15 protein-coding genes are annotated in these 16,354 nt (G+C 63.8%); 7 read left to right on the top strand and 8 right to left on the bottom strand.

Annotated features, from left to right (window positions below):
• The first annotated feature begins 150 nt into the window (after window positions 1-150).
• Complete coding sequence (locus tag ACVWYQ_RS26250) at window positions 151-708, top strand: HNH endonuclease (RefSeq protein ID WP_057028390.1); 558 nt, start codon at window positions 151-153, stop codon at window positions 706-708.
• 20 nt (window positions 709-728) lie between these two features.
• Here the strand turns inward: ACVWYQ_RS26250 and ACVWYQ_RS26245 are convergent, their stop codons facing one another.
• On the bottom strand, window positions 729-1,610 hold the full coding sequence (locus ACVWYQ_RS26245) for a DMT family transporter (protein ID WP_404545511.1): 882 nt from the start codon (window positions 1,608-1,610) through the stop codon (window positions 729-731).
• 178 nt (window positions 1,611-1,788) lie between these two features.
• Between ACVWYQ_RS26245 and ACVWYQ_RS26240 the strand changes: the two genes are divergently transcribed.
• The gene (locus tag ACVWYQ_RS26240; protein WP_036020706.1) at window positions 1,789-2,010 is read left to right on the top strand and encodes a dodecin; all 222 of its coding nucleotides are present in this window, start codon (window positions 1,789-1,791) and stop codon (window positions 2,008-2,010) included.
• 152 nt (window positions 2,011-2,162) lie between these two features.
• A complete protein-coding gene (locus ACVWYQ_RS26235; RefSeq protein ID WP_404545509.1) occupies window positions 2,163-4,067 on the top strand; it encodes a sensor domain-containing diguanylate cyclase in 1,905 nt (634 codons plus the stop codon).
• 29 nt (window positions 4,068-4,096) lie between these two features.
• Here the strand turns inward: ACVWYQ_RS26235 and ACVWYQ_RS26230 are convergent, their stop codons facing one another.
• From ACVWYQ_RS26230 to ACVWYQ_RS26205, 6 genes are all read right to left on the bottom strand, one after another.
• Complete coding sequence (locus ACVWYQ_RS26230; protein WP_035996776.1) at window positions 4,097-5,065, bottom strand: ABC transporter ATP-binding protein; 969 nt, start codon at window positions 5,063-5,065, stop codon at window positions 4,097-4,099.
• Window positions 5,062-6,057 carry an ABC transporter ATP-binding protein gene (locus ACVWYQ_RS26225; protein WP_036040321.1) on the bottom strand — a complete coding sequence of 332 codons (996 nt, stop codon included), beginning with the start codon at window positions 6,055-6,057 and terminating at the stop codon, window positions 5,062-5,064. The genes ACVWYQ_RS26230 and ACVWYQ_RS26225 overlap by 4 nt, the downstream gene beginning before the upstream one ends.
• Window positions 6,057-6,974, bottom strand: a complete 918-nt coding sequence (locus tag ACVWYQ_RS26220) for an ABC transporter permease (RefSeq protein WP_035996800.1) — start codon at window positions 6,972-6,974, stop codon at window positions 6,057-6,059. Before ACVWYQ_RS26220 ends, ACVWYQ_RS26225 begins: the two co-directional genes overlap by 1 nt.
• Window positions 6,940-7,899: an ABC transporter permease gene (locus ACVWYQ_RS26215; protein ID WP_025033623.1), complete on the bottom strand. Its 960-nt coding sequence runs from the start codon at window positions 7,897-7,899 to the stop codon at window positions 6,940-6,942. Before ACVWYQ_RS26215 ends, ACVWYQ_RS26220 begins: the two co-directional genes overlap by 35 nt.
• A 26-nt stretch (window positions 7,900-7,925) precedes the next feature.
• On the bottom strand, window positions 7,926-9,716 hold the full coding sequence (locus ACVWYQ_RS26210) for a peptide ABC transporter substrate-binding protein (protein WP_271546149.1): 1,791 nt from the start codon (window positions 9,714-9,716) through the stop codon (window positions 7,926-7,928).
• Between the two features lie 258 nt (window positions 9,717-9,974).
• Window positions 9,975-11,393 (bottom strand): M20 family metallopeptidase, encoded by a 1,419-nt coding sequence (locus ACVWYQ_RS26205; RefSeq protein WP_271546150.1) that lies wholly within the window; start codon window positions 11,391-11,393, stop codon window positions 9,975-9,977.
• Between the two features lie 264 nt (window positions 11,394-11,657).
• Between ACVWYQ_RS26205 and ACVWYQ_RS26200 the strand changes: the two genes are divergently transcribed.
• The 4 genes from ACVWYQ_RS26200 (at window position 11,658) to ACVWYQ_RS26185 (ending at window position 15,616) form a co-directional block, all read left to right on the top strand.
• Window positions 11,658-12,629: a S1C family serine protease gene (locus ACVWYQ_RS26200; protein ID WP_157286809.1), complete on the top strand. Its 972-nt coding sequence runs from the start codon at window positions 11,658-11,660 to the stop codon at window positions 12,627-12,629.
• 151 nt (window positions 12,630-12,780) lie between these two features.
• Window positions 12,781-14,211, top strand: coding sequence for a hypothetical protein (locus ACVWYQ_RS26195; RefSeq protein ID WP_271546152.1), 1,431 nt, complete (start codon window positions 12,781-12,783; stop codon window positions 14,209-14,211).
• A 46-nt stretch (window positions 14,212-14,257) separates the two neighbouring features.
• Window positions 14,258-15,328, top strand: coding sequence for a carboxylesterase family protein (locus tag ACVWYQ_RS26190; RefSeq protein WP_271546154.1), 1,071 nt, complete (start codon window positions 14,258-14,260; stop codon window positions 15,326-15,328).
• An 81-nt stretch (window positions 15,329-15,409) separates the two neighbouring features.
• A complete protein-coding gene (locus ACVWYQ_RS26185) occupies window positions 15,410-15,616 on the top strand; it encodes a hypothetical protein (RefSeq protein ID WP_128265907.1) in 207 nt (68 codons plus the stop codon).
• A 79-nt stretch (window positions 15,617-15,695) separates the two neighbouring features.
• Here ACVWYQ_RS26185 and ACVWYQ_RS26180 read toward each other — a convergent pair whose 3' ends face one another.
• The gene (locus ACVWYQ_RS26180; RefSeq protein WP_271546156.1) at window positions 15,696-16,349 is read right to left on the bottom strand and encodes a DsbA family protein; all 654 of its coding nucleotides are present in this window, start codon (window positions 16,347-16,349) and stop codon (window positions 15,696-15,698) included.
• Window positions 16,350-16,354: the final 5 nt, after the last annotated feature.

The raw sequence follows: 16,354 nt of genomic DNA, 5'->3' as shown, positions 1-16,354 counted from the left end.
ATCGCGGCTTTTTGAGCACGTTTGCCACCCCGCCGCCGCATTGCTTGCGCTTGAATAAGTCGCTCAACGGGCTTCACAATCCCGTCACGCTGCATGTAGTATGTCACTACATGCTGCTTCGCAGCGTATATTGGAGGCCGGGAGCGTTACTTGAACGCACATGTCTCGCAAGGCAGTTGGCCGGTGTTGGTGCTGAATGCGGACTTCCGGCCGCTGAGTTACTACCCACTGTCGTTGTGGTCGTGGCAAGACGCGATCAAGGCGGTGTTCCTCGACCGCGTCAACATCGTCGCACATTACGATCAGGCGGTTCGAAGTCCCACGCTGGAAATGCAGCTGCCCAGCGTCGTTTCACTCAAATCCTTCGTCAAGCCGACCACCCACCCAGCATTCACCCGCTTCAACGTCTTCCTGCGCGATCGTTTCGCCTGCCAATATTGCGGCTCGCCCGAAGACCTCACCTTCGATCACATCATCCCGCGCAGCAAAGGCGGCCAGACCACCTGGGAGAACGTGGTCGCGGCGTGCTCGCCGTGTAATTTGCGGAAGGGCAACCTCACCCCGGCGCAGTCCAAAATGTTTCCGCGCCAGACGGCGTTCGCACCGACCGTGCACCAACTCCACCGCAACGGCCGGCTGTTTCCGCCGAACTATCTGCACGACAGCTGGCTGGACTATCTGTACTGGGATACGGAGCTGGATCCGTAGGGGCGAACCAGCGCGCTCTGCTACCCCCGCTGCAACGCCAGCGTCACGCCGCCGAGCGTGAGCGCCATCGCCGTCCATTCGCGATAGCCGAGCGGCTCGCCGAGAATGATCGCCGCGGAGACGACGCCGATCACGGGCACGATCAGCATGCCGGTCGAAGCCGTGGTCGGCGGCAGACGGCGCAGCGTCTCGAACCAGGTGACGTAGCAGAGGCCCATCGGCACCAGCGTCATGTAGACGAAGCAGCCGAGCCCCAGCGGAGTGATGGCGGTGACGTCGGGGCGCTCGAACAGCACGCCGAGGACCAGCATCGTGGCGCAGCCGAGCCCGACCTGCCAGGCGACGACGACCAGCGGCGGCATCGGAAGCGGCTTGCGGTTCAGCACGTTACCGAGCGCGAACAGGATGGCGCAGAGCAGTGCGAGCGCAATGCCGACCAGCTTGTCGGTGCTGAACGCAAGACCGTTGCCGCTCAGGAGCAGCGTGACGCCGGCGATGCCGAGGACAAGCCCGAGAACATCCCGTCGCGCCGGCCGCGTGTGCAGCACCGGCCAGGCGAACAGCATCGCCCAGATCGGCATTGTGTAGGCGAGCAGCGCGCCCTCGCTCACGCTCACATATTTCATCGCGACCGTGCCGAGACCCATCCAGGCCAAGACGTTGGTGAAGGTCGCAAACAAGAGGCGCGGCACCGCCTCGCGCGGGACGGCGAAGGATTCCTTCCGGATCAGCACCAGGGTGCCGAGAATGAGCGAGGCCCAAACACCCGCAAGGCCGCGCGCGAACAAAGGCGGCCATTGCTGCAGCAGCAGCTTCATCAGCGGCCAGTTCAACGCCCAGCCGAACGCCGTTACGCACAGGCAGAGAGAGCCGATCGTCCTGTCGCGTCGCGCCGTGTCCATACCCAGCGCTTAGCAGGCCGGCGCCGGCCGCTCCACCTCGCCTGGTGCATGCGGGCCATCGCGGAGCACGGAACCCGAAGCTTCCACGACCGTTCAGACCGTGGGCCAGGCACGCTCGCCTGCGCACGTTCCGCCATACGCATGTTTCGGATGGCAATATACCAAATGAGGGAAGGCCATGCCCACAGCCGAGCACGATCACGTCTACAAGATCCTGGACCTCGTCGGATCATCCGAGACCTCGATCGAGGATGCGATCAAGAACGCTATCAGCCGCGCCTCCAAGACCGTTCGCGAAATAAGATGGTTCGAGGTCGTGCAAACGCGCGGCCATGTCGAGAACGGCGCCGTGCGTCATTTTCAGGTGACGCTGCGCGTCGGCTTCACGTTGGAAGGATGAGGCCCTGGAGCGTGGTTAACGTCCGCTGACGCGAATGAACCAAGATATCGACGGTTCCCCGGTCGAGTACGGACCCCGCACAATCATCGCGGATATTGCAACAGGCCGTTAAGGCGAAAGTGAGAGGTTTGCTCCGATTTGGAGCACGCCTGATGGTCACGAGCCGCGAACTCGGCAAGACGCGTCTTCCGCTCTGGGCGGCCGGATTCGTCGTGCTGATTTGCGTTGCCATCCTTGGCCTGAGCGCCTGGCGCGAATGGGAGGCGCGCAACGCCGATCTGAGGAACGCCGAGATCGACGTCGCCAACGTTGCTCATTCGCTGATTCAGCATGCGGACGACACGTTCGAGCTTGCCGATACGATACTTGTCGGGCTGGTCCACCGGCTCGAAATCGACGGGACGGGTGCGGACACGATTACGAAACTCCAGGCCTATCTGCCGACCCGCAAATCATCGGAGCGCATCCGCGGCATCTTCATCTATGATGCGACCGGCCGCTGGCTGGCCACGACGGAGCGGCTCGACTTCTCCAAGCTCAACAACAGCGACCGCGAATATTTCCAACGCCATCGCGATTCTCCGGAGAGGGGCACGCTGATCGGGCGGCCCGTCAAGAGCCGCTCCGGCGGCCAGTGGATCATCACGGCTTCCCGCCGGATCAACGATTCCGACGGCGGCTTCGCCGGCGTTGCCCTGCTCACGATCGACGTCAGCTATTTCGTCAAGTTCTACGAGCGGTTCGATATCGGACCGAACGGTTCGGCATCTCTGCTAAACGACAACGGCATCATGCTGGCGCGCAGCGGCGACGAGACCGGTGCCTTCGTCGGACGCGACCTGTCCGATGCGCCCTTGTTCAGGAGTTGGAAGAGCCGCCCCGCCGCGGCGGTCTATTATTTCAAATCGCCGCTCGATGGCGTGGAGCGGCTGAGCTATTACCAGCGCAGCAGCCGCTATCCGCTGATGGTGCTGGCGAGCAAGTCGCAGGATGACGTGCTCGCCCCCTGGCGGCGCGCGGCGGCAGCACGCATGAGCTTCGTCCTCGGACTCGTCCTCTTGATCGCGGTGATCGGCTACTATCTCGTCCGTCAGCTGATGCAGCGGCAGCGCACGGCACAGGCCCTGGTCGCCAAGGAAGCCAATTTCCGCCTGCTGGCCGAGCAATCCAGCGACATGGTGACCCGCATCGGGCTGGATAACCGGTTGCTCTACGTCTCTCCCTCCTGCGCGCGCATCACCGGCTGGTCGGCCGAAGAACTGATGGGCACCTCGGCCCTGGCCGGCATTCACGCCGACGACATGGAACGAGTTGAGCAGGCCATCGCCGCGCTGAAGAATGGCGAGGCGGAGGAAGCGCGGTTCGTCTATCGGCAGCGTCATCGCGACAAAGGCGAGATCTGGGCCGAGGCCGCGCTGCACGTGACCGTGGCGTCCGACAGCGGCGTGATCGACGGCGTCGTCGCGGTCGTGCGCGACATGACCGAGCAGAAGGATCTTCAGGACAGGCTCGCCTCGCTGGCAACCACTGACGGTCTCACCGGCCTCGCCAACCGTCGCGCCTTCGACGACCACCTTGCCGACGAATGGGCGCGGGCTCGGCGCGACGGAACTCAGCTCTCGCTACTACTGATCGATGTCGATCATTTCAAGAAATTCAACGACCTCTATGGGCATCTGGCGGGCGACGCCTGCCTGCGCGCGCTGGCCCGGATTTTATCCGCCCAGGCCAGGCGTCCGGCCGACCTCGCGGCGCGCTATGGCGGCGAGGAATTCGCCGTGCTGCTGCCGAACACCGGTCCTGAAGGCTGCGCCGAGGTCGGCGAAGCGATTCGCCAGGCGCTGCTCGATCTCGCCATGCTGCACGCGCAAAATCCGCCTTCGCGGCTGGTGACTGCGAGCATCGGCGGCGCCGCGGCTCTTCCGTCCCAGACCGCGATGGAGTCTAGCACGCTGGTTGCCGCCGCCGACCGGGCGCTCTACGTCGCCAAGGAGAGCGGCCGAGACCGGCTGGTGATGTCGGGCCAGGTGATAGCATGGCCCGCGAAAAGCGCGTGAGCTGATCGGCCGTCTACGGATTCATAGCACTACGCCAGATGGCACGCCACGAAATGGCCGCCCGCGCCCTCCTTCAGCGGCGGCGCGCTTTCCGCGCAGCGTGGCTGGGCGATCGGGCAGCGGGTGTGGAAGTGACAGCCGGAGGGCGGCTTCATCGGGCTCGGCACGTCGCCCTTGAGGCGGATGCGCTCGCGCTTGAGTTTTGGATCTGGCACCGGCACCGCCGACAGCAGCGCCCTGGTGTAGGGATGCTGCGGGTTGCGGTAGAGGTCGCTGGCTTTCGCGAGCTCGACGATGCGGCCGAGATACATCACCGCGACGCGGTCGGAGATGTGTTCGACCACCGAGAGGTCGTGCGCGACGAACAGATAGGTCAGGTTCAGCTCGGCCTGAAGGTCCTCCAGCAGGTTGATGACCTGGGCCTGGATCGACACGTCGAGCGCGGAGACCGGCTCGTCGCAGACGATCAGCTTCGGCTCGACCGCGAGCGCGCGCGCGATCACGATGCGCTGGCGCTGGCCGCCGGAGAATTCATGCGGATAGCGTCGCATGTGCTCGGCCTTGAGCCCGACCTTGACCAGAAGCCCCGCAACGCGCTCCTCGCGCTCTTTCGAGGAGGAGGCGAGATTGTGGATGGTAAAGGCTTCGCCGAGAATGGCCCCGACCGTCATGCGCGGATTGAGCGAGGCGAACGGATCCTGGAACACCAGCTGCATGTTCCGCCGCATCGCGCGCAGATCGTTGCCGCCGAGCTTGCGCACGTCCTGGCCGTCGAAGGTGACCTCGCCGTCAGTCGGCTCGATCAGGCGCAGCACGCAGCGCCCGGTCGTCGACTTGCCGCAACCGGATTCGCCGACCAGGCCGAGCGTCTCGCCGCGGTTGACCGAGAACGACACGCCGTCGACCGCGTAGACCGTGCCGACCTGGCGCGACAAGAGGCCGCCGAGCACCGGGAAATGTTTCTTCAAGCCGCTGACGCGGAGCAAGGGCTCGCTCATGACGCGGCTCCCACGCTGGTATCTCCGAGATGACAGGCCATGCGGTGACCGGGCGCGATCTCGCGCAGCAGCGGCTCCTTCTCGGTGCAGACATTCATGGCGAACTTGCAGCGCGGCGCGAAGCGGCAGCCGACCGGCGGGTTGATCAGGATCGGCACAGAGCCGCCGATCGCCTCGAGCCGCGTCTTGTGCTCGCTGTCGAGATCGATGCGCGGGATCGAGCGGATCAGGCCTTGCGTATAGGGATGACGGGGATCGCCGAAGAGATCGTCGACGGGCGCCTCCTCCACCACCTTGCCGGCATACATCACGACGACGCGCTGCGCTGTCTCGGCGACGACGCCCATGGCATGGGTGATCAGCATCACCGCCATGCCGAAGCGGTCCTTCATGTCCTGCAATAGGTCGAGGATCTGCGCCTGGATGGTGACGTCGAGCGCGGTGGTGGGCTCGTCGGCGATGATCAGCTTCGGCTTGCAGGCGAGCGCCATCGCGATCATCACGCGCTGGCGCATGCCGCCGGAAAACTGATGCGGATAATTGTGCACGCGGCCTTCGGCGTTCGGGATCTGCACCAGTTTCAGCATCTCGATGGTGCGCTCGAGCGCCTGCTTCCTGGTCACCGCTTCGTGCCGCCGCAGGCTCTCTGCGATCTGCTCGCCGATGGTGAGCACCGGATTGAGCGAGGTCATCGGCTCCTGGAAGATGAAGCCGATCTCCTTCGCCCTGATCTCGTCGAGCTGGTTGCTGGTCAGCGGCACCAGATCGCGCCCCTCGAAGATGATCTGGCCCGCCGCGATCCGGCCCGGCGGCATCGCGATCAGCTTCAGGATCGACATCGCGGTCACGGTCTTGCCGCAGCCGGATTCGCCGACGACGCAGAGCGTCTCGCCCTTGTTGATGGAGATGTCGACACCGTCGACGGCCTGGAGGATGCCGTCGTCCGTGGAGAAGTGGGTTTTCAGGCCCTTGATCTCGAGCAGCGGCGCCATCAGATCACCCGTCGCGCATCGAGCGCGTCGCGCAGACCGTCGCCGATGAAGTTGATGGCCACCACCGCAACGAAGATCGCGCCGCCCGGAAACAACGCCCAGTGCGGGCCGATGTCGAGAAAATCCTTGGCGTCAAACAGCAGCCGGCCCCAGGTCGGGGTATCCGGCGGGAAGCCGAGGCCGAGGAAGGACAGCGTCGATTCCGCGATGATCGCGGCGGCGACGTCGATGGTGCCGGCGATGATCACCGGGCCGACCGCATTGGGCAGGATGTGCCGCACCACCTGCCGCACCGGACTGGCACCGAGCGCACGGGCGGCTTCGACGAACTCCTTTTCGCGGAGCGACAAGAACTGGGCACGCACCAGCCGCGCCACCGGCATCCAGCGCAGACCTCCGATCACGAGCACGATCAAGATGAAGATGCCGCCTTCGGGCCCGAACACCTGCTTCAGCCCGTCGCGGAACAGATAGATCAGCAGCAGCAGCAGCGGCAGCTGCGGCAGTGACAGGAACAGGTCGGTGAGCCACATCAATCCGTGTCCGAGCGCGCCGCGCGACATACCGGCGAGCGCGCCGATCACTGTGCCGATGATGACAGCGACCAGCATCGCGGCGAGCCCGACCGCGAGCGAGATGCGGCCGCCATAGATCATGCGCGCCAGAATGTCCTGGCCGAGATCGTCGGTGCCGAAGGGATGGGCGAGCGACGGACCCTGCAGGCCCGCGACGATGTCGATCTCGTTGATCTTCACACGCCACACGAACGGCCCAAGCACGACGGCGAGCACCAGGATGAGGAGCAGGACAGCGCTGACCACCGCGAGCCGGTGGCGGCTGTAACGCCGCCATGCTTCGCGCCAGGGCGAATAGGCGCGCCGCTCAGCGGAGGGAGATGCGAGGGTCAAGCCAGCCATAAAGCACGTCCGCGATGAGATTGAACAGCACCACGAGGCACGCGAAGACGAAGGTGACGGCCATCACCACCGGCGTGTCGTTGGAAAGGATGGAGGAGATCAGCAGCGAGCCGATGCCGGGAATGCGGAAGATCTGCTCGGTGACGATGGCGCCGCCGAACACCGCGGGCATCTGCAACGCGATCAGCGTGACCACGGGGATCATGGCGTTGCGCATCACGTGCTTGATGATCACCGTGGTCTGGCCGAGGCCCTTGGCCCGCGCCGTGGTGACGTAATCGAGCCGGATGACGTCGAGCATCGCCGAGCGCACGAAGCGCGTCATCGATGCCGCCTGGAACAGGCCGAGCACCGCCACCGGCATGATCGCCTGACGGATCATCTCCAGCACCCAGCGGATGCCGGTGGCCTTGATGTCGGTGGTGTAGACGAAAGGCAGCCAGTCCAGCGTGACCGAGAAGATCAGAATGAACAGGATGCCGGTGAAGAAGGTCGGCAGCGAGAAGCCGACGAAGGCGAGCGTATTCGCGATCTGGTCGAACAGCGAATACGGCCTGGTCGCGGCATAGACGCCGACCGGGATCGCGATCAGCAGCGCCAGGATCTGCGCCGAGCCGATCACGTAGAGCGTGGCGGGCAGGCGCTGGAGGATCAGCGTGTCGACGTTCATCCGGCTGACGAAGGAGAAGCCCCAGTCGCCGTGCAGCATGGCGTTGAGCCAGTGCAGGTAGCGGAGGTAGATCGGATCGTCGAGACCGAACTTGGCCCGGAGTGCCGCCTGAACTTCGGGCGGCACGTTCGGATTGGTGGCCAGTTCGGAGAACGGATCGCCGGGCGCGAGTGCAAGCACGACGAACAGCACCAGCGAAATCGCCAGCAGGCTCGGAACGGCAATCAGGAGGCGACGCAGGACATACTGACTCATAGGGAAGAATCCCGTCTAGCCTGCGCTCATGCCTCCCGGTACCAGTCCTGGAGGTTATCGGTCCGATTGGCCCAGCCCGAGAGCGCCGGCCGCAACGTGTTGGAGCAGGCATCCACCAGCAGGCGATGCATCACCGGAATGAACACGGTGTCCTGCCACAACAGGTCGTTGCACTTGATGTAGAGCGCGGCGCGCTTGACTGGATCGGTCTCGGTCTCAGCCGCAGCAATGGCGTCATCATACTCCTTGTTGACGTAGCGCGGGAAGTTCTGCCCCTGCCATTTGTTCTCCTTGGTGGCCACATTGGCGGAGATGTAGCGCCGCATGTGCAGGGCCGGATCGGGCTGCGTCATCGGGATCTGGAACTCCTCGATGTCGGCATAGAACTTCGGATAGGTGTCCGGGTTGGCGACGTCAGACGAGAAGAAGACCGAGGCGACGACCGATTTCAGCTCCACGTCGATGCCGGCCTTCTGGCAGGCCTGCTTGACGATGGCCTGGGTCTTCTGGCGCGGACCGTTGGTCGAGGTCTGATACAGAAGCTTGAATTTCTTGCCGTCCTTCTCGCGGATGCCGTCGGCGCCGACCTTCCAGCCGGCGTCATCGAGCATCTTCGACGCCTTCTCGATGTTGAACTCCCACGAGGTGTTCTTGGAGACGAACTTCTCGGGGCCGTTGAGGTAGTTGGCCGTGGTGCGGCCGGCCCGACCATAGATCGCCTTCTTGACGGAGTCGCGGTCGACGAGTAGGGCGAGCGCCTTGCGCACGTTCGGATCGGAGAAGATCGGGTGCTTGGTCTTCATCGAGGAGCGTTCGCCGTCGATCTCGACATTCGGATCGGTGAAATTGATCGCGATGAACTCGATGTCGCCGCCGGTGGCATAGACGGTCTTGCCCTTGCCGCCCTTCTCCAGACGCAGCAGCACGTCGTCTTCGACCTGCATGTTCCAGGCGAAATCGAATTCGCCGGTCTGGATCACCGCGCGCGCCGCCGAGACGGCATCGCCGCCGCCCTTCATCTCGATCGTGTCGAAATGCGGACGGTTGGGCATGTGATAGTCTGGATTGAGCTCGCCGCGGACCACATCGCCCGGCTTGAACTCGACGAACTTGTAGGGACCGGTGCCCACCGGGGCCAGATTGTTCGGCGCCTCGCGGGACTTCGAGCCTTTGTAGTCGGCAAACAGATGCTTGGGGAGAACGCATCCATAAGCGCCGACGAACGCGTTGGCCCAGAACGGCGTCGGGGTCTTGAACAGGATGCGAATCGAAAGATCGCTGACCTTCTCGACCGTGATTTCACCATAGGTGCTGATGCTGACGGCAGCCGTGGCGGGATCGCTGGCGTACTGCCAGGTGAACACGAAGTCGTCGGCAGTCAGCGGCTTGCCATCGTGCCATTTGACTCCCGGCTTGATTTTCCAGACCACTGATTTGGCATCGGCCGCGAGACCGCCGTTTGCAAGCGAAGGAATCTCTGCAGCGAGGATGGGGTTGAGATTGCCGTCGGCGTCCCAGCTGGCGAGCGGTTCGTAGAAAAGCCGCGATCCGTCCTGGTCCTTGGTGCCGGTGGCGAAATGCGGATTGAGAAGCGTCGGCCCCTGCCACCACAGCACCTTGAGAGGGCCGCCGCCCCCGCGCTTGGTCGGCTTGTAGACCGCGGGGCTCTGCGCCATGGCAACGCCGCCGAGCGCGAGGAGCTGGTTGGCGAGGGGAGCGGTGAGACCGACCGCGGCGAGGCGCTTGACGAAGGCGCGGCGGTCCATCCGCCCGTCCTTCACCTGACCGATCATCGAACGCAGCTCTTTGTCCAGCATGGTTGTCCCCCGTCTGGTTCCGACATGGATGCAGGCGGCCGCTCGCGACCGCCGGTTTGGCTGGCGGTAGATGGCACACCGAATGGGGTGCACGTCAACTGGGACCGTGTGTATGCAAACGGTCTATTGGCTGTCCGTTGGGCAAAATTGCGCTCCGCAGCCCATCCGTTCGGCAATCCAGCATCAAAATCTGCTGGATTGCGCGCTGCACTGCGGAAAATTTGTTCGCTGGATCAGACGAAGTATCGAGGCGAATTCCTACGCCACGGACATGTCGAGCGGCGGCGCGACGTGATCCGGCAACGGACAGACGTAAGGAGTCCGGGCCGTCCGCTTCTGGAGATCCGCCTTGGCAACCTTGATCAGCTCCGGTTCCGTCAACGCCTTGATGCCGAGACCTGCCATCGCCTTGGCTGCTTGCACCATGGCCTTGTGCGCGTGCGGGCTCTTGCCCTGCGCCACCACCTGCCAAGTGTGGAAGGGCGTGCCGATTGCAACCGTCGGTGCATGCACCTGCACGGTCGGCACCACCCAGCTCACGTCGCCGACATCGGTCGAGCCGACCAGCGGATTGCGCTTGGCATCGAGCGGCACCAGGAAGTCGGCCAGCGGCCGATCGGTCGGCTCCATGCCGATCGCGTAATAGACCGAGGCGATATCCTTATCGCTCAAGGTCGCACGGATCTGGCTGGCAAAGCTCTTGTCCGCATCGTCGAAATGCGGCGGTCCGAGCTCTTCCATGACCTGATGCAGCGCCTGCTCCAGCGGCGTGTTCGGCAGGATGTTGGAGACCGCGGAGATGATCTTCATCTCGACCTTGGTCTCGGTCATCAACGCCGCGCCTTGCGCGATCTTGGACACACGCTCGACCAACTCGTTCATGCCGGGAAGATCGCGCGCGCGGATCGAATAGCGCACGCGGGCATGGGCTTGCACTACGTTCGGCGCGATGCCGCCGGTGTCGAGCAGGGCATAGTGCACGCGCGCGTCGCTCGGCATGTGCTCGCGCATGTAGTTCACGCCGACATTCATCAATTCCACCGCATCGAGCGCCGAACGGCCGAGATGCGGCGAGGCCGCCGCATGCGAAGTGCGGCCGGTGAAGATGAAATCCGCGCGCGTATTCGCAAGCGAGGGCGTCACCGCCACTTCCCAGAAGCTGTGCGGGTGCCAGGTGATGGCGATGTCGGCGTCCTCGAACGCGCCGGAGCGCACCATGAAGGCCTTGGCCGCGCCGCCTTCCTCCGCCGGACAGCCGTAATAGCGCACCCGGCCGGGCACCTTGCTCTCGGCCAGCCAGTCCTTCACCGCGGTCGCGGCGAGCAGCGCTGCGGAACCGAGCAGGTTGTGACCGCAGCCATGGCCATGGCCGCCGTTTTCGATCGGGCGATGCTCGGCGACACCCGCCTCCTGGCTGAGGCCCGGCAGCGCATCGTACTCGCCCATGAAGGCAATGACCGGACCGCCCTCGCCCCACTCGCCGATCAGCGCAGTCGGGATGCCGGCGACGCTCTCGGTGATGCGGAATCCCTGATGACGCAGCTCGGCGAGATGCTCGGCGGCGGACCGCGCCTCGGTGTAGCAGACCTCAGGCATGCCCCAGACCCTGTCGCTGAGGTCGATGAAGCGTGCCTTGATCGTGTCGATGCCACGCCAAATGTCGCTGCGGTTGTCCATGCTTGTCGTCCGTGATCCCTTGGTCAAACGAGGCGGCAATGGTTAGCAGCTTCACTGCACGGCGCCTAGCACCGCGCCGGACAGCAGCCATGCGCCGGATCAGATGACGATGCGTTTCCAGGCCTTTCCAAGATTTCACGCGGCGTTCTCCCGAATAGTTGGGAACGAGGCTTTCAAGACGGCCTGCTCCGGCCTAAATTAGGCGTGCTTCGCGCGTTGTTCCGCCAGTCTTGCCGGAGCGATGCTCTCAGCCAGGAGAACTCCATGAGCACTGTGACCGAATGGAGAGTGCCGCCGGCGAACCAGCCGCGGGCGAGCGACTATGGTTTCGATCTCGACCGCGCACTCGGCTCCGTCGTCGGCCTGCACGCCATCATCCCTCCGGACGCCTTCAGTGCCGAGACACTGGGCACCGAACGCGCCGGCAACGGCGTCGTGATCGATGACGGCCTGGTGCTCACGATAGGTTATCTCATCACCGAGGCAGAGTCGGTCTGGCTGCACCGCGCCGACGGACGCGTGGTGGAGGGCCATGCGCTCGGCTTCGATTCCGAGACCGGGTTCGGGCTGGTGCAGGCGCTCGGCCAGCTCGACATTGCGCCGCTGCCGCTCGGCTCGTCGGCGGCGACACGGATCGGCGACCGCGTCGTGGTCGGCGGCGCCGGCGGACGCACGCGCTCGGTCGCGAGCCAGGTCGTGGCCAAGCAGGAATTCGCCGGTTACTGGGAATATCTGCTGGACGAGGCCATCTTCACCGCTCCCGCACATCCGAACTGGGGCGGTACGGCGCTGCTCAACGAACGCGGCGAGCTGATCGGCATCGGCTCGCTCCAACTCGATCGCGAACGTGACGGCGAGGCCGAGCACGTCAACATGATCGTGCCGATCGACCTCTTGAAGCCGGTCCTGGAGGACTTGCGCAAGTTCGGCCGTGTCAACAAGCCGGCACGACCCTGGCTCGGACTCTACTCGACCGAGATCGACAACCGCGTGGTGGTGATCGGGATCTCCGCCAATGGCCCGGCCGCCCGCGCCGAGCTCAAGACCGGCGACGTCATTCTCGCCGTGAACGGTGACAGGGTGACGAGCCAGACCGCCTTCTACAAGAAAATGTGGGCGCTCGGCGCCGCCGGCGTCGACGTGCCGCTCACCGTTCATCATGAAGGCGTCACCTTCGACGTCACCGTGACGTCGACCGATCGCTTCAAGCTCCTGAAGGCGCCGAAGCTGCACTGAGCGGGAGTCGCCAAGACCCCTCAAGCGCAACACCAAGCTCCGGATATTCCGCCGGAGGCTGCGGCGAATAATCGCTTGCAATTTTGGGGTGTCTCATTGCAAGCTACAACTTGGTGATTTTTACTCTCATTTTTTGTTCAAGGTAATTGCCATGCCCCGCGTGCCTCCGAGGACGCTCGCTGCCGTTTTGACGCTAGCGGGAATTGTTGCGCTGGTGATGTGCATGCTTGGTACGGCGTTCGAGTGGCCTTTCCTCACGGGCGCTCCAGCGAATCAAAAGGCGCCGAATAATGTCGCCGATGCCGGTTGCGGAGATGGATTGAAGGCCGCTCTCGACCCTGGCTCTATTGCGAACGCAAAATCCGCCGCTGACGACGCGAATGGGAAATTCCGTATTGTAGACGTCTTGCCCCGTACCATCAGGCTCGGTGGTCGCCTTTGTGTCGTCGTTGCCGGCGTCGCGTCCGAGGCTGGCGAAAAGAAGCTGAAGAAGGATGTCGAAGACAACGAGACGAAAGTAAAGGACCTACAAACACAACTTGACACCCCCCTCGATGCCAAGACGAAGACCGAAACCGAGAAGAAGCTCGATGTCGCCAACGTCGCCCTGTCTGTTGCCAAAGCCGCTCAGAACCAGCCACCTCCTGTCGTCGATGTGACGCTGTTTCTGAACGGACGCCGCACGCCGATGTCGCTCAAGGTGCCGGCTATACCTGCACCGCAAACACTCGTTTTCGAGTTCGGGCAGACCCCTGATGCAGCGTCGGACGACGCCAAATTCTGGCGCGGCTTGCTGGCGAACAAGACTAATTCGGGTTCGATGCCGCTCAAGATCGGAGTATCGAGATCGCAAAGCAGCACGCCAGAGGCGGAAGCCAGATCCTCGATCGAACTCCGGGTGTATTGGCCGTACATTGTTGGTCTGGGCGCGCTATCAATGGCCTTGCTGTTGACCGGTTTCGCCATCTTTGCAGCCAAGTCGAGCGTCCTGCGCGATCACTCGCTTACAAATATCGATTTGGCGGAGCAAAATGCCAGGACCGCACGCGATGCGGCCGCCGCGGACCCCACGAACGCTGATCTGCAGAAAGCCAAGACGAAAGCTGAAGACGAGCTAAAGGAATGCATGGCCAGTCCAACGAGGGACGACCCCGCAGGCACGTTCAGCCTCGGCCGCACTCAGATGGCGTTGTGGCTGTGGCTCTCGACTGCGGGCTTCATCTTCCTCTGGCTCACGCTGGGAATCTACCGGAACGTCATCACCGAAGCAATTCTCGTGCTTCTCGGCATCAACAGCGTGACTGGCATCGCTGCCGTCATCCTGGATAGGGACGACCTCAAGAATCCGATAAGGGTGAAATCGAAAAGATTCTGGAGCGACCTGCTATCGGATGAAGACGGACCCAAATTGCACAGGATTCAGATGATTGGCTGGACCGCTATCCTCGCCGTGATCTTTATCTGGAACGTCGTCGCCAACTTCATCTTCGTGGAATTCGATACGAATCTGCTGCTCCTGATGGGCATTGTCAATTCGACATACCTGGGATTTAAGACGCAGGAGAAGGCCGCGAAGAAATAGCGCACCGCGCTGCGGTCGCCGCGGCGCAAGCCGTGGAGAGGCTATAATGAGCGAGGCCGTGATCGACGACGTCGTGGCCGTGCTGCCACCTCTGCTCAACGCGCTGGAAGCACTCGGCTTCTTCCAGCGACATCTGCATCCACCGGCCTTCGCCTCGGTGATGGATGCGATCGGCACGCCGGACGAGGCGCTGCAGACGGCGCACGCAGCAATCGGGGATTGGCCGGAGCGGTTCGCCGGGCTGCGCGACCGGCTCGATCGCGCCTGCGGCGAGACGCTCGCTGCCTTTGCGGGCATTCGTGAGGTCGAGCGTGGCCATGGCGATCTCGTCGCGGTATTCCGCGCCTTGCGCCATGTCCCGCGCGCGCAGGAGGCGCTCTATCCGCTGGCAGCGCAATTTCCGCCGGTGAGCGGCTTCTTCCTCAACGCCGCCAATCGCGACAATGCGGATTTGTTATCGCGGCTCCAAGCCAGCGCGAGCGAAGATACCGGCATCTTCCACGACCACAACGAGCCCGGCAGCCGCGGCGGCTTCTCGGTCTACGTCCCCGAATATTACGCGCCCGAGCGTGCCATGCCGCTGGTGATGGCGCTGCATGGCGGCAGCGGCAACGGACGCGGCTTTCTGTGGAGCTGGCTCCGCGACGCCCGCACTCTTGGGGCGATCCTGGTGGCGCCGACCGCGACCGGCCCGACCTGGGCGCTGATGGGCGACGACACCGACACACCGAACCTCATGCGCATCATCGATACTGTGCGCGGCCGCTGGCGCATCGACCCCGCGCGCATGCTGCTGACAGGCATGAGCGACGGCGGCACCTTCTGCTACGTCACCGGCCTCGACAGCGCCTCGCCCTTCACGCATCTCGCCCCTGTTGCAGCGACCTTCCATCCGCTGATGGCGGAAATGGCCGACGCGATGCGCCTGCAAGGCCTGCCTATCTTCATCACTCACGGCAAGCTCGACTGGATGTTTCCGGTGCAGACCGCACGGCAGACGCAGGCGGCGCTGTCCGCCGCCGGTGCCCAAATCACCTATCGCGAGATCGACGACCTCAGCCACACCTATCCGCGCGAGATCAATGCGGAGCTGATGGAGTGGCTGAATGGAAAATGAACAACCTCTCCTTGAATGCGCCGCATGGTCGCGGAACCATCACTCCGGGCCGACGTTATCGCCCGTCACCGGAGGTTCGCCATGCAGACTTTTTTCGGAATGATCCTGGGCGCGTTGCTGCTTGCGGGCGGCGTCTACGTCTATGATTCCATGCAGACGTCGTCAGTCGCCAAGGGCGAGGTCGCGACCACCAACCGCACCATCGTGAACTGGGACGTCGCCAAGGCCGATTGGGATGCGCTGCGCGATCGCGCGCACAAGGACTGGGTCCGGATCTCGTCGAAGTAATTTCGTCCGATCGACATGAACGAGGCGCCGTCGCAGACCCGCGACGGCGCCTTTGTATTGCGTCCTGAATATCGCCGGCTCAGTTCATCTTGGCCTTGCGGGCGTCGGCGATGACCTGCTCGAACTCGGTCATGCTGAGCGCGCCGGGCACGCGATACTTGCCGACGATGAAGGACGGGGTGCCCTGGAAGCCGAAAGCTTCAGCCTGCTCGTTGTTGCGCTTGAGGATGGCGTCGATGTCCTTGGCGTGGCCGGTGAGATCGCGCTTCAAGTGGTCCATGTCGACCCCGGCAGCCGCGAGCAGCTCGTTGATGCGCGGCTCGGTCAGGCGCGAGCTGACGCCGATCAGGGCGTCATGGGCCTGGTGATACTTGCCCTGGAACTTGGCCCCCAGCGCGCTCCGCGCCGCGGTGACTGAAACCGGCCCGAGGATCGGCCAGTCCTTCATGACCAGCCGCACCTTGCCGTCGTCCTGGACCACCTGGCGCAGCTCGGGCTCGAGCTTGCGGCAATAGGGACAATTGTAGTCGGACCATTCGACGATGGTGATGTTGCCGTCGGGATTGCCTGCGACCGGCGTGTCGGGATCGCGCAGCACCTTGGCTTCGGTCAGCACTTCGTCATCGCCGGTGGCGGCGCGCGCCGAAACGATCCCGCCAGCCGCGAGCACACCCGCTCCGATCAGCGTCAAGGCTGCGCGCCGGCTCGGCGCATTGTTCCCAAATCCAGTCATATCGT

The sequence above is a fragment of the Bradyrhizobium sp. USDA 3397 genome (assembly GCF_054060965.1).
The sequence above is the reverse complement of the archived record's forward strand: the minus strand, read 5'-3'. Positions and strand labels throughout refer to the sequence as shown.

What these genes read in the sequence shown, in the direction of transcription:
- ACVWYQ_RS26240 (WP_036020706.1), top strand. Translation starts at nt 1,789, where the DNA reads ATGCCCACAGCCGAGCACGATCACGTCTACAAGATCCTGGACCTCGTC.
- ACVWYQ_RS26180 (WP_271546156.1), bottom strand. Translation starts at nt 16,349, where the DNA reads ATGACTGGATTTGGGAACAATGCGCCGAGCCGGCGCGCAGCCTTGACG.
- ACVWYQ_RS26220 (WP_035996800.1), bottom strand. Translation starts at nt 6,974, where the DNA reads ATGGCTGGCTTGACCCTCGCATCTCCCTCCGCTGAGCGGCGCGCCTAT.
- ACVWYQ_RS26205 (WP_271546150.1), bottom strand. Translation starts at nt 11,393, where the DNA reads ATGGACAACCGCAGCGACATTTGGCGTGGCATCGACACGATCAAGGCA.
- ACVWYQ_RS26210 (WP_271546149.1), bottom strand. Translation starts at nt 9,716, where the DNA reads ATGCTGGACAAAGAGCTGCGTTCGATGATCGGTCAGGTGAAGGACGGG.
- ACVWYQ_RS26230 (WP_035996776.1), bottom strand. Translation starts at nt 5,065, where the DNA reads ATGAGCGAGCCCTTGCTCCGCGTCAGCGGCTTGAAGAAACATTTCCCG.
- ACVWYQ_RS26190 (WP_271546154.1), top strand. Translation starts at nt 14,258, where the DNA reads ATGAGCGAGGCCGTGATCGACGACGTCGTGGCCGTGCTGCCACCTCTG.
- ACVWYQ_RS26245 (WP_404545511.1), bottom strand. Translation starts at nt 1,610, where the DNA reads ATGGACACGGCGCGACGCGACAGGACGATCGGCTCTCTCTGCCTGTGC.
- ACVWYQ_RS26185 (WP_128265907.1), top strand. Translation starts at nt 15,410, where the DNA reads ATGCAGACTTTTTTCGGAATGATCCTGGGCGCGTTGCTGCTTGCGGGC.
- ACVWYQ_RS26215 (WP_025033623.1), bottom strand. Translation starts at nt 7,899, where the DNA reads ATGAGTCAGTATGTCCTGCGTCGCCTCCTGATTGCCGTTCCGAGCCTG.
- ACVWYQ_RS26235 (WP_404545509.1), top strand. Translation starts at nt 2,163, where the DNA reads ATGGTCACGAGCCGCGAACTCGGCAAGACGCGTCTTCCGCTCTGGGCG.
- ACVWYQ_RS26195 (WP_271546152.1), top strand. Translation starts at nt 12,781, where the DNA reads ATGCCCCGCGTGCCTCCGAGGACGCTCGCTGCCGTTTTGACGCTAGCG.
- ACVWYQ_RS26225 (WP_036040321.1), bottom strand. Translation starts at nt 6,057, where the DNA reads ATGGCGCCGCTGCTCGAGATCAAGGGCCTGAAAACCCACTTCTCCACG.
- ACVWYQ_RS26200 (WP_157286809.1), top strand. Translation starts at nt 11,658, where the DNA reads ATGAGCACTGTGACCGAATGGAGAGTGCCGCCGGCGAACCAGCCGCGG.